This window comes from Paenibacillus terrigena DSM 21567, assembly GCF_000374845.1.
Taxonomy (GTDB): Bacteria; Bacillota; Bacilli; order Paenibacillales; family Paenibacillaceae; genus Paenibacillus_K; species Paenibacillus_K terrigena.
The window spans coordinates 1-13,121 of sequence record NZ_KB895423.1; the positions used below are offsets into that span (position 1 = coordinate 1).

At 40.4% G+C, this 13,121-nt stretch carries 13 protein-coding genes; 10 read left to right on the forward strand and 3 right to left on the reverse strand.

Features of this window, described 5'->3' with window-relative positions; translation table 11 throughout:
• The 5 genes from C558_RS33340 to C558_RS31800 form a co-directional block, all read left to right on the forward strand.
• Nucleotides 1-153, forward strand: a 153-nt coding sequence (locus C558_RS33340) for an IS3 family transposase (RefSeq protein WP_018755727.1), incomplete at its 5' end; no start/stop codon positions are given.
• Between the two features lie 201 nt (nt 154-354).
• The gene (locus C558_RS0124560) at nt 355-1,191 is read left to right on the forward strand and encodes a polysaccharide deacetylase family protein (protein WP_018758955.1); all 837 of its coding nucleotides are present in this window, start codon (nt 355-357) and stop codon (nt 1,189-1,191) included.
• Between the two features lie 29 nt (nt 1,192-1,220).
• The gene (locus C558_RS0124565) at nt 1,221-1,901 is read left to right on the forward strand and encodes an N-acetylmuramoyl-L-alanine amidase family protein (protein WP_026264116.1); all 681 of its coding nucleotides are present in this window, start codon (nt 1,221-1,223) and stop codon (nt 1,899-1,901) included.
• Between the two features lie 86 nt (nt 1,902-1,987).
• Complete coding sequence (locus C558_RS0124570) at nt 1,988-2,659, forward strand: DUF421 domain-containing protein (RefSeq protein WP_018758957.1); 672 nt, start codon at nt 1,988-1,990, stop codon at nt 2,657-2,659.
• A 181-nt stretch (nt 2,660-2,840) separates the two neighbouring features.
• Complete coding sequence (locus C558_RS31800) at nt 2,841-3,824, forward strand: polysaccharide deacetylase family protein (protein ID WP_018758958.1); 984 nt, start codon at nt 2,841-2,843, stop codon at nt 3,822-3,824.
• 58 nt (nt 3,825-3,882) lie between these two features.
• Here C558_RS31800 and C558_RS0124580 read toward each other — a convergent pair whose 3' ends face one another.
• The gene (locus tag C558_RS0124580) at nt 3,883-4,542 is read right to left on the reverse strand and encodes a L,D-transpeptidase family protein (RefSeq protein WP_051106923.1); all 660 of its coding nucleotides are present in this window, start codon (nt 4,540-4,542) and stop codon (nt 3,883-3,885) included.
• A gap of 335 nt (nt 4,543-4,877) precedes the next feature.
• On the reverse strand, nt 4,878-5,222 hold the full coding sequence (locus C558_RS0124590) for a hypothetical protein (RefSeq protein ID WP_018758961.1): 345 nt from the start codon (nt 5,220-5,222) through the stop codon (nt 4,878-4,880).
• Between the two features lie 239 nt (nt 5,223-5,461).
• Here C558_RS0124590 and C558_RS0124595 point away from each other — a divergent pair, with 239 nt between their 5' ends.
• From C558_RS0124595 to C558_RS0124605, 3 genes are read left to right on the forward strand one after another with little or no spacing between them, the layout of a single operon-like run.
• Nucleotides 5,462-6,988 carry a spore germination protein gene (locus C558_RS0124595; RefSeq protein ID WP_018758962.1) on the forward strand — a complete coding sequence of 509 codons (1,527 nt, stop codon included), beginning with the start codon at nt 5,462-5,464 and terminating at the stop codon, nt 6,986-6,988.
• A complete protein-coding gene (locus C558_RS0124600) occupies nt 6,969-8,054 on the forward strand; it encodes a GerAB/ArcD/ProY family transporter (RefSeq protein WP_018758963.1) in 1,086 nt (361 codons plus the stop codon). Before C558_RS0124595 ends, C558_RS0124600 begins: the two co-directional genes overlap by 20 nt.
• Nucleotides 8,055-8,059: 5 nt before the next feature.
• Complete coding sequence (locus C558_RS0124605; RefSeq protein WP_018758964.1) at nt 8,060-9,202, forward strand: Ger(x)C family spore germination protein; 1,143 nt, start codon at nt 8,060-8,062, stop codon at nt 9,200-9,202.
• A 61-nt stretch (nt 9,203-9,263) separates the two neighbouring features.
• On the opposite strand, the gene C558_RS0124610 is transcribed toward C558_RS0124605, so the two are convergent.
• A complete protein-coding gene (locus C558_RS0124610) occupies nt 9,264-10,139 on the reverse strand; it encodes an alkaline phosphatase family protein (protein ID WP_018758965.1) in 876 nt (291 codons plus the stop codon).
• Nucleotides 10,140-10,787: 648 nt separating this feature from the next.
• Here C558_RS0124610 and C558_RS0124615 point away from each other — a divergent pair.
• Both C558_RS0124615 and C558_RS0124625 read left to right on the forward strand, forming a co-directional pair.
• Entirely contained in the window at nt 10,788-11,636 is an 849-nt protein-coding gene (locus C558_RS0124615; protein WP_018758966.1) for a COG4705 family protein, read from the forward strand.
• Between the two features lie 538 nt (nt 11,637-12,174).
• Complete coding sequence (locus C558_RS0124625) at nt 12,175-12,813, forward strand: histidine phosphatase family protein (RefSeq protein WP_018758968.1); 639 nt, start codon at nt 12,175-12,177, stop codon at nt 12,811-12,813.
• The last annotated feature ends 308 nt before the right edge of the window (nt 12,814-13,121 follow it).

The window sequence follows — 13,121 nt, forward strand, 5'->3', positions numbered from 1 at the left end:
AAGACAGAAAAGATCTATCTTACTCGCCCCAAAACAGCTGACTCGCTTTACACAGCGATTGAAGAATACATAGAGTTTTACAACCACAACAGATTTCAGAAAAAACTAAATAACCGTCCCCCGGTTGAGTACCGGGAAACGGCCGTTGCATAATCTGACTTTTTTTCACTGTCTACTTGACGGGGGTAAGACCACTTCTGGGCGGTATTTGTTTTGTTTCTGCATGTAAGGACGACTGCAGGAACAGGATCAAAATTCTCTGATTAATTTCTTTATTTTATATTAATGGCATCTGAATCTTATCTTTATTTCTATCTAGTAATCTATCTTTTGTGAGAGGAGATGGATTGCATTATGACACCACGAAGTAACTTTGATCTTCGACATGAAACAAGATCGATGAGGTCGAAAAGAAAGAGATTCATCATTCTGGTTTCAACTATTCTAATCGTTTTGGCTACAGCTTTTTTCTGGATATCTCAATCTAGAACGACATTTTCATCTGAAGAGATAATCGAACCACCGAATAAAGCCCCCGTGGATACGAGTAAAAAAGAAGATCGTGATGTGGAAACAAAAGGGAAAGTCGTTTATTTAACGTTTGACGACGGTCCAAGTAAATTAACAACTGAATTTCTAGACTTATTGAAAGAGCATGACATCAAGGCAACTTTTTTTATGCAAGGAAGTCAATTGAAGCGTACGCAATTCCAAAGTGATGTGAGACGAGCGGTACAAGAAGGACATTATGTTGGGGCGCACAGCATGACGCATCAATATAAAAAACTATATCAAGAAAAACAATTTGTCCCTGAAATGCATGAAACACTGTCTCTTATCCATGACATTACAGGTGAAAAACCTCATTTGGTAAGACCACCGTATGGATCGGTACCAGGCTTAGCTGGTAAACAAATCCGAGATCAAATCGCAGAAGCTGGGATCAAATTATGGGATTGGACGATTGATTCAAATGATTGGAGGCTTAAGGATCAGCCTAATGAAATTGTCGAAAACATCAAGAGAGGCACAAAATCGAATCTAGAAGTCGTACTCATGCATGAGAAACCTCAAACATTAGAGGCGCTTCCGGACATAATCAACTTTTATAAGCAGGAAGGGTACAAATTCGCTGTATATGATGAGTCTGAGCATATCCAAATGAATTTTCTGAAGGATGATCGACTGTAGATGAAAGAGATAGAAGAGAGGAACTGTTGATGAGAAAGAAAAGGAATACCATATTGTTAGGAGTATTATTCTTTATAATCTATATAACTTATGTTATGGGGACTAACTATATTAGCAATGCTGATGATAGTTTAAGTAGCAAGAATGAAAATACGACCAAACCAGGTTTCAAAATCGTGATTGATCCTGGACATGGGGGACAAGATCCCGGGGCGAAAGGTACTAGCGGTCAATATGAAAAAGACTTTACGTTGCAGCTAGCACGAAAGGTGAAAGAACTTGCAGAGAAAGAAACACAGTTACAGATATATTTGACAAGAACCGATGATCGCACGATTTCTTCGATTGATAGAGAAAGACCTAAATTTGCTAATCATCTTGGCGCGGATTTATTTATATCGATTCATGGAAACACGTATACAGACCCGAGTATTTTCGGAACAGAAACATTCTATTATCGAGAGGAATCCCTTCCTTTTGCGACGATTATGCATAAAAATCTATTGCAAGCGACCGGATCAAAGGATCGGGGTGTGAAAAAGGAAGCCTTTTTCGTTGTGAAAGAAACAGAGATGCCTGCAGTTTTGTTGGAGGTAGGTTATTTAACAAATCCAAATGAAGAGCAAAAAATGTGGAAGGATGATTATCAATATCGCGTGGCCGCATCCATTATCGAAGGTATTAAAGAATATCTTAATATGAGTAAATAGTGCAAGTTAATGTATTATAAATGATCACTTTCCTGGGAATAGATAATGCGGATACCTAATTGGATTAGATTGGAGATATTAGCAGGATGAAATTCCTTCATTTAACGTACGAACTTGTGTTAGGTTTTTTTCTTCTTTTTATTATTGTTAAGATCGTCGGTCGAAAGATCATTACCCAAGTTACTCCTTTCACTTTTATCACGGCCATCGTAATTGGAGAAATACTGGGGAATGCATTATATGAACCTAGAGTTGGGGTTATGGAAATTATCTATTCCATGTTCTTGTGGGGATTTTTACTCCTCATTGTTGAATATATTGGGCAGAAATCTTTATGGTTTCGTGGTTTGGTTGAAAGTAAACCAGCTGTTCTCATTAAAGATGGGATATTGGATCGGCATGAGATGAAAAAAAATCGGATGAATTTAAATCAATTACAAAGCTTGCTTCGGCAGAGCGAAACCTTCTCGATTAGGGAGGTCGCATATTGCTATTTAGAACCGAATGTTTCGATCAGCATACTTAAGAAAGCGAAATATCAAAAAACAACATTGGAGGATTTCAATCTTACCGGTAAATCGGTTAATGTCCCTGTAACTCTTATTCGTGATGGTGAAGTATTGTGGGATGAGGTCAAAGACTTAGGTTTTAATGAATTATGGTTAAAGGAGCAGCTTTTATCACAACGTGTTTCAAAATACGAAGATGTTCTAATAGCCGAGTGGTTGGCGGGGGATGGGCTTTTCATTCAGACCTAATCTCCATCTCTTCAACCTCATGCTTATCACTCAACTTAAAAAATCTCGATTCGTTTGCGAATCGAGATTCATTTATCTACAATTAAAACCCTTTAAATTGCGGTTCTTCATTCTCCACCGAATTATCCACCTAAAACAGACAAATACTAGTTGTCGTAACTGATACGGAGTGGAGGATATTATGAAAATTAAGAAAAAGCTTTTATTACTAATGATGATTGTCACGATTGTTCTCGCATGCTTACCCATTGCTGTGCAAGCATCGATAGCTAAAATCAAGCCAGAACCTAAACCAAGGACTGAATTATTAACCCAAATTAGAGAGGAAGCCCCAAAACGATTTATTCCTCCTATAAACGCACGATTGGATCATGTATGGTACGCGATTCCCGGTTATAACGGACTTGAAGTCGATGTAGAGAAGACCTATGACTTAGCCCAACATCATTCCAATGCACCTATACGGTACGTATACAGAGAAGTCGTCCCGGCGATCAATCTTCATGATTTGGGGCCAAATCCGATTTATCGCGGGAATCCTAAGAAACGGATGGCTTCATTAATGATAAATGTAGCATGGGGAGATGAGTTCATTCCCAACATATTAGACATATTAGAAAAAGAACAAGTTCGTGCTACCTTTTTCTTTGATGGCTCATGGTTGAGTAAGCATATTGATACGGCAAAAATAATCGCTGGAAAGGGACACGAGTTGTCTAATCATGCTTATTCACATAAGAATATGAGTCAACTCAGTAAGGCGCAAGCATTAAAAGAAATTGAGAAGACAGAGGACTTGTTAAGAAATCAACTTGGTATAAACAACAAGTTATTTGCACCCCCATCAGGAGACTATTCGAAGGAAACAGTTAAAATTGCAGATGGTTTACATTTAAAAACGATATTATGGACGGTCGATACAGTGGATTGGAGACACCCTAGTCCTGATGCAATTATTAGTAAAATAGCTAAACACGTTGAATCAGGTTCTTTAATTTTAATGCACCCGACGAATTCATCAAGCAGAGCATTAAAAGGAATGATTCAAGAAATTAAACGAAAAGGGCTAATCCTTAATACAGTCAGTGAGGTAATATCGACCCAAAGAACTCCGGATGCCAGTCCTTTAATTTTGGGTGAGCCTGTCATAAGAAATCCAGTCTAAAATGTACAAAAAGTAGTCAAATTCCTAGAAGGGAACTTGGCTACTTTTTTTTGTTTTGCTACTCTAATAATCCAAGTTCTTCGTAAACCTTCATCGAAATAACCCCGTCTTGGAATAATTTATGATCCCGCTGAAATTGTTTTATGGCTATGGTTGTATCCGAGCGAAACTTTCCATTACAAACACCTCGAAAATATCCAGCACTTTTTAGACGAGATTGGACCAGTTGTACGTCACCACCTACGTCTCCTTCTGCCAATACCCTCGGATCATGATTACTGTCACCCAGAACATGCCCATAAATCGTTACTTTGGTTCCAACGGGGACCATCTCAAATAATTCAATGACATCGTTGTTGCGCATACGAATACAACCGTGACTCAGATGCTGTCCGATGGAGGAGGGCCTGTTGGTTCCATGAATGCCGTAAATACCCCAAGGTACGTTTATTCCGAGCCAGCGGGGTCCAAAAGAAGGGCCCCAGTCCTTTCCTTTATAAATAACCTGGTATTCTCCAACAGGCGAAGGCGTTAATGGATTTCCGACAGCTACGGTATATGTTTTGATGATTTGCCCTTGCGCCCGTACGATCAGCTTGTGCCGTTGAGGATATACTTCAATGGAAAAGAATCCTTGGTCAGCGACAATCGGCAACGAAGGATCTGCATATGCCTGATGGTGATTCATTCCGCCTGCGATCAGAATCATCACAACCATGAAAACGAAAATGGGTCTAGCCATTAATGATCACCAAAAAAACATAAGCCGGCGCGATTTCCTGGGGTTGTCCAGCCCCTGTTTGATTTCGTTCCTCTTCGTTCAATGCAGTTAGTGTAGGATCATTTAGCATGCAAGTAACTCCTTTGATTTCTGATGGAATGGTAAATTTGTGATATCCAGGAAATAAATAATATCAAATGAAGTTTGCTCAGAAAGAGGTCATGTTATGTATTGAAATGGCTGGTCTATAGAACGGGTTCAAGCAAAGCTAATGGAGTTATAAAAAAAGACGGGAACCAAGTAAAGGGTATCCCGTCTTTCACGTGCAAGAATTAGCGCGCATTCAGCGTTCTTTTTCCTTTCATTTTACGATTTGCATTCCTGTAGTCACTTGGTTGATGTTTAATTCTATTTTTTTTGTGTTTCACGTTTTTTACCATGGCTTTAGGTCCCATGAAAGAGCTAAACAATTGAAATGTAGGAACCATTTGCTTGTACAATCCATACGCTTGTTGGAGCTGTCCCACAATTGTCATAAATCCATCCATTCCACCTATTCGTTCAAAGGTTGAGAGTGGTTGACTAGAAATTGGTTGAGATGGGGATTCATCATCCGGATTTAGGGGAAAATCACTATCAGAAGCTGGATATCTTTTGGAGATATCATTTTTTCCCATCAATGATCACCTTTCTTACCTAGAATAATATTCAAAATGTAATATGCTAGTATATTCCGGCAATTTCTCAACGGTATAGTTACATAACTAATGTATATTTGACAAATCGTAGTATTTTATTAGTTCCCATAAGAAACCAAACGACCGTTCCCCGGAAGATTACCGAGGTTGTTCGTTGGAATAATGTCGGTTTCAATGGTTAAAATAACTAAAATTGGAATTCGGCAGGGTGGAATAACATGAAGGACGTGTTAAGTAAATTCTTTTCGAACAATCGGACAGAAGAAAAACCACAAATGAAAATAAGTGTGTATACTTCTTTAGATCAAAATATGGAATATATTAAAAATCAGCTTTTTCATGCAAGTGACTTGAAGTGGCGAAGCATTAGCTTTAATCAATCTAAGGGTCTCATTGTTTTCCTAGAATCCTTGTCGGATCTACAGAAAATTCAACAAGAGATCATCAAGCCTTTAGAGGGAAAAAGTCAAGGAAACGTGGATGAAGTCGTGACTTCTGTGGGGATCACGAAACACTCGGATCTGAGCGAGGTGCCACAAGCCTTAATTCAAGGGAATTGTGTATTGTTATTTGAAGGTTCTACAGAAGTTTTTATTATCGATGTAGCTGCAGTGAATATACGAAATATTTCGGAGCCAGCGAACGAAGGGATTATTCGCGGCGCGCATGATGGTTTTATAGAGCACCTCATGACGAATCTTTATCTGGTTCGAAAGCGCGTCGAGAATCCGAATCTGGTCGTTCGTTATTATCAGAGCGGAAAGGCAACCAAAACAAAATTAGCTCTGCTCTATATGCAGAATCTGGCGAATCCGGATCTGATCAAAGAAGTAGATCAAAGAATCAATTCCATTTCGTTGGATATGACACTCTCTCCAGGATTCATTGCCGAAATGATGGAAGATAACCCTTCTTCCATATTTCCGCAAATCTTACTTACAGAAAGACCGGATCGGACGGCAGCTCATCTCATGGAAGGGCGTGTCGTTATTTTAGCAGATGGAGACCCGTCTGCGCTGATTTTACCGGTGACTTTCTTTGCCTTTTATCAAAGCCCTGACGATTATCATAGCAGGTGGATTGCCGGATCGTTTGTTCGTCTGATTCGTTTGGTGTCCTTTATCATCGCATCACTTATACCTGCTTTATATATAGCGATTATTGGCTTCCACCCTGAAATTCTTCCCGAAAATTTGATTTTTTCCGTGAAGAGCAGTATAGACAGGGTTCCGTTTCCGCCTATCGTGGAGGCTCTTATTATGCAGATTACCTTAGAAGTACTGCGAGAAGCAGGGGTTCGTCTGCCGAGCCGGGTAGGTCAAACCATCGGTATTGTTGGCGGTTTGGTCATTGGCGAATCAGTCGTACGTGCAGGATTGATATCCTATCCCATGGTTATCGTCGTCGCCTTAACGGCTATTTCCTCTTTTGTCGCACCATCTAATGAGATAAGTATAGCAACACGCCTTCTGGGCTTTCCGCTCATGATCCTGGCTGCTTTGTTTGGTTTGATCGGGATTACATTCGGCATGTTATTCATCTTGATTCACTTATGTAAATTAGAGTGCTGTGGTACAGCCTATTTTGCACCTGTCATGCCTCTTCGAATGAAAGATATGAAGGATACATTTGTGCGTTTTCCGATCTGGAGTCTGAATCAACGCCCTCATGATCCGCATCCCCAAAAGTATGTTCAAGAAAGAAATTCAAGAGGGTGGAAACAGGATGATCCCGGAAAAGAGTAGAATTACGCAAGGACAGCTCATGTTTTTTATCGTACAGTCTCAAGTCGGGGTCGGTATTTTAACGCTTCCTCATAAAATGCAAGAAAGCGCTAAGGGAGGAGGGTGGATTTCTGTCCTCATCGCAGGATTGGCCGTACAAGTTATTATTTTGATTCTATGGGCTCTTTGCAGACGATTTCCTTCCGATACGATATACGGTTTCTTGCCGAAGATTACCGGGAAGCTTCTTGGGAATATACTTTGCTTTCTTTATATTGGCTATTTTCTGTTTTCCGCAGGAACGGTTCTAGCCAAGTTTGCCGATGTCGTGGGAAGGTGGGTGCTGCTATCAACGCCTAGATGGGCATTATTGATTCTCGCCCTTCTCACTTGTATGTACTTGGCTAAAGAAAACCTTCGGGTGATTGCCAGGCTGTTCGTTATCTCTTCATTAACGATCATTGTAATGGTGGCATTATCCTTATGCGGTTATGCCAATGCGAACTTCAGTTATATTTTTCCTATATCCGAAGCGGGATGGGGGAATATCATCAAATCTGCGAATGAGGCATTATTTCCTTTAGTCGGGTATGAAGCTATATTGGTGCTTTATCCTTTCGTTGAAGGGAAGAGCGGCGGCAAATTAAAGGCAGCTTCTTTAGGTAATATGATGATTACACTTTTTTACACCTTTGAGGTGTTTACCAGTTTAGTCATTTTCAGCCCGGCGGTCATGCCGGCGGTTTCAGAACCTCTCCTCTACATGCTGAAAGGTTTTTCTTTTCAGATCATCCAACGGATCGACTTGATCTTTTTGTCGGTATGGATCTTTGTCGTTAGCACCGCCATGGTATCTTGGATATATATGGCAACCGTTGGGTTGGGTCACTTCTTCCACCGTGGCGAACATAAAAAGGCCGTTCCTTATGCCATATGCATACTCTTTATTCTGGCTATGATTGCGCAAGAACCATCCGTCACTGACTTCTACGATCAAGCAATTAAGATTTCTCATTATACATTTGTGGTTGGACTTCCTTTAATCCTACTTTGTTTTGCGTATTTTATGAGAAAAAGGGGGACGTAAGTCAGATGAAAAGGATCTGCTTTTTATGTTTGGTTATGTCTCTCCTCCTATTTATAGCTGGTTGCTGGGATCAAGATCTATTAAAAGATGCTCGTCTGCTCTATGGAGGGGGGTTTGATTTCGCACCGAAAGGTAAGCTTCGAGTCACCTTTGTCATTCAGGATGTGCCAGCAGGCGAACAACAGAGTCCTAAAAACGATATTATATCTGCAGAGGGCGATACACCAATGGATGCCCGCGAACATGCAGATGATCAGATATCACGGCATCTTCGTTCTTATAAAAACCGATTTGTTCTCATTGGAGAAGAACTGGCCAAACAAGATATTTATCCAGTCCTCGAAGTGTTCTACCGTGATCCGAAGAGTGCCTTAAACGCTAGAATCGGAGTGGCCCAAGGGACAGCGGAAGATATACTTTCCCTTAAGAAAGTAGGGAATGTCTTGATCGCAGAAGAAATTGATGAATTAATCAAGAGCAAAGAAGAGACGACAACCGTTCCCAAGGTGACACTTGAAAAGATCTACCCTGTGATGTTGGACCCCGGGGAAGATTTTGTTCTTCCTTACCTGATGGAACAAGGGGCTCGTGTAGATGTTTCTCGTATTGCCATGTTTCATAACAATAAGTTAACAGGCACACTGAGTCCTGAAGAATCATCAATGTACTTATTATTGAAAAACAGCAAGGGGAAAGAGGCGAGATTCACCCAAAATATGAGCAGTATTGGGGAAATGAGCACTACAGAGGACAACCCTCAAAGAAGGTATGACTTTCTGACCTTTAATGTAGACAAGTTAAAGCGAAAAATGAAATTAAAGGTTCAATCGGGCAATCAAATTACGGTTCATCTGAATTTAAAATTAAAGGTGAGTGTAATTGAGTATCCGAAAGATCGCTTAGAAAAGAAACAAGTGGTCGCAGAATTAAACAAGCGTCTTTCGAAAAAGATGACTGATCTGGCTCAAAAAACACTTGAGCACATGCAAAAAGCCCGCTGCGACGGGTTAGGTATCGGCAGACAACTGATGGCTTTCCATCCACGCGTCTGGAAACAACAGAAAGAAGAATGGGGCAGCAACTATCAAAAAGTGAAATTTGCCCCAGTGATACAAGTGGAAATTACGAAGCAAGGGATTATTAATTGACATAACCAGAAAATATAAGATGAGGTGATTAAAGTCCGAGACCTTAACCACCTCATCTTTGTTACTTTTTCCACGCGCTTGAAATGGCATGCACTTTTGCGCTTTCACCCAAGGCTGATACATGATAGATGTCCTCGATTGTTCGAAGCACATGATAATGATTAATGGATTCCGAATACTTACCAGATTTAACCATAGGTCCAACAAATATCGTCGGAATCCGGTTAGCTTTGGAGAAATCATCCTCATCCCACGTCACGATGAGGAGGCTCCGATGCGTCTTAGCCCATGCGACATAGGAGCTCAGGTTTTCTTTTAACCACTGATCCGCTTGTTGAATGGTTCCGTCGTGCATATCATTCTGATGGTTCGGGATGACGAAAGAAACCGTTGGCAGCTTGCTAAAATCTGTCGGAAATGCGGTGAAAGGCTGATTCAAACTCGCAGGAACATTCTTAAATTGGACCCACGGATTATGCTTACGCGCATAGCCACCTGAAGAACAACCGGTGTATCCAGCTCTTGGCATATCTTCCGAGTACCCTTTGAAGGTAAGTTTCTTCTGAATCAGCTTACTTGCTAAATTTCCGGTTGAAAAAGACTTTCCGCACCGATCATCCTTGATCCCTTGGGTTGAGCCCGAGAAAAGTGCCAAATAATTTGGTTGACTCGGATGCGTATTTCCATGCGAATTGGTGAATAATGCCCCATTATTGATCAGTTGGTTAAAATAAGGTGCTTTCTTACTCCCCACAATTTGGTTATAAGAGTGATTCTCTTCGACGACCACCACGATATGATCGATCGTTGGCATATGGGTATTCGCCGGAATTACTGCTGCTGCTTGTGCACTTGATTCGTTAACCAAGAGAACAATTAACGTACATGCGAATGATAGAGATAGCATTTTTTTTAATATTTTTACGTCGAATTTCAAGCGTTCCACCTCACGATGTTGTATGTTGACTATGTATCCCCAAGCTATATACTCGGATACCTTCAGTATAGAGGGGTAATATTAATATTAGATGAGAAAATACGGTAACATGATCAATACATATAAATCGCCACCAATTTGAATGAATCAAGCCTTGATTAAAGACGAGAAACAAGATGAAGCGGTAACCCCACTTTAGGGTTCCGCTTCTTTTGTTAGACTAGGTTCTACGTTCAAAAACCAGAACATTTCGTCCGGATATTACAAGACGGAATCCGTGCGTCAAAAGACAACGTTCTGCAAAAAACACACGACGACCGATCACTAAGAATCGTTTACACGGTCTAGCACTACCGATTATACGGATGACTGTAATAATTCTGCGTCCAGTTACTAAGTTTCGTCTAAATTGAATCGTTACCACATCTGTTCTTCTCAAGCGAGCCATATCAATCACCTCGCTTTCCTATAAGTTACTATAGTAAATGCGATATCCATTAAAATGGTAACTGATAGAATGCATTTCACAGCAAATTTTCATTTTGGCTTACTATACTCAGATCAGTGCCGAGTACAAGTCTTATGCTTATAGAAGGTTGTCGGCTTATCACGGTGCGCATCGTACAAATTTGAGAGGGAGGATTAATCATGGATCAATCGATATCCCAAATCAACAAGATTCCTCAATTAACACTGTTGTTCTGGATTATGAAAATCGCTGCAACAACGTTAGGGGAAACTGGAAGTGATTTAGTTACAATCCCTGGGTCAGATGATAATTATTTGATACCGTTTTTATTTTTTATCGGTGTATTTGTTGTCTTTTTAACCATTCAATTATTCGTAAAGAAATATGTACCTGTAGTTTATTGGGTTGTCATTACAGCAACAAGTCTAGCGGGTACAGCTTTTTCTGACTATATGGACCGTTCATTAGGTTTAGGGTATATGAAAGGCTCTGCTATATTACTCAGCTTACTGATTATCATTTTTGTATTTTGGTATTTCACGGAGCCATCCTTAAACGTCAAACATATAGCTACAAAACGAGTTGAGGTACTTTATTGGATTGCTATTTTAGTGTCTAATACACTAGGTACAGCGGCAGGAGATTTCTTATCGCATAAGGCTGAAGGCGTTGGAAAATTAGCCGGTGGAGGAAGTTTCCTAGAAGAAGGATTAGGACTTACGATTGCACAAGGAGCCATGATAACAGGTGGTCTAATTTTATTAGTTCTTTTAGCGTATTGGTTTAGTAATATTAATCGTGTCGTTCTATTCTGGTTAGCATTCATATTGACGCGTCCTTTTGGAGCGACATTTGGTGATTACTTGATTAAGCCGCATGAAAAAGGTGGACTAGGTTTAGAGAATGGCACTGTGATCGCCTCTGCCATTTTACTAGGTATCCTTGTAGTCTGTATTATTATTCAGTACGCAGCACAGAAAAAAACGGGTAACGCATCTGACCTCATGGATAAAGATTTAGCTTCTTAATGACAAGTCCAACAAGAAAGTAAAAAGCGAAATACGTATATTAAAGGTCAACTTCACAAAAAACCGGTTTCCCCGTTCACTATGGGAATCCGGCTTTTTTTATCAGTATAGAGTAGGAATTGGATAACAGGATACTGCGTCAACAAATCTTGGGTCAATGCCATAAAACATCCAGAATGCCCCATTCCATCGATAACCTGAAACTTCACCATACTCAACGCGAGTTGGGTAAAACCAAAAGCGCTCTCCATTATTTAGCCAGACATAAGTGTATTGATATAAGCAGTCGACCATATAAGATACAGCAGGTTTTTCTGGGATGAACGTAGGGGGAGGAGACTGTGGCAGTGCGGTTGATCCTTGAGATCCCGGCGGTGGCATAAATGCCATTTGACTTCACTCCTTATCAATGGGGTATTCGTCTATCCTGCATATATATGTGGGTAAAGAACTAATTGACTGTACAGATGCCTAATCCGTGGAGGTACTGTGCACACTACAATATAGGAGAGGGTATACCATCAAGAGGAGTCACAATATGAAGAAGATTGGTTGCTTATGGTTATTTTTGTTCTTGTATACGATCCAGACACAAATGGTAGAGGTGTCAGCAAGTACAGTAAACACCGATCCAATAGATCCTTCGATACTGAACTCACTTCGCCATGGTGGATATGTCCTTTATGTTAGACATGGAGAAGCTACAATAGGAGTGGACCAACCGCATATCATATACGGAGATTGCGTAACTCAACGAAATCTTTCGGAGGAAGGCAGGAAACAATCTGTGTCGTTCGGGGCTGCTCTTCGAAGATTACATATTCCCGTTCACTATCCAGTTACAGCAAGTCCTTTTTGTCGAACAAGAGAAACAGCAGAACTGGCTTTTGGGAAACAGAATATTCAAATTGGCCCGTACTGGATTAAAATTTATCAACTAGGTGCTCACGTATCGCCTGCTGACCAGGCTAATACTTTAACAGAACTGACAGCTGAGTTAGAGAAGGTACCGGTATCTGGGACGAATACCGTAATTGTGGCACACGGATTTCCTCAAGGAATAGGGTTGGGTGAAATTCCGTATTTAGGCACCGTTGTCGTGAAACCAAAGGGGCGAGGGAACGGATACGATATTGTAGATCGAATTTCATTAGAAGAGTTTACGGGTTCACCTTAGAAGAAACACCTGTTGCTAAACTGTCTCTTTATTTCTTCACTATTTTTCATTTTTGTCTCATCCCAGTGCTTTCGATTGAAACCTTCACGTCAACGTTCCCAAGTTTAATTGAATCGCTTGGTTTGATGTTTTGTCGATAACAACCATGTTTTATATTGTAAATGTCGACACCTTGCTTGTTTGCTGCATCGAACGTCACGAGAACACTACACCTACCTTTATAGAATATGGATAGTATAGGTATTTATTTGAAATTTTACTTAAAACACCCAGAAGGCAGTTTCGACAAGTCAGAATTCTTATCAGGA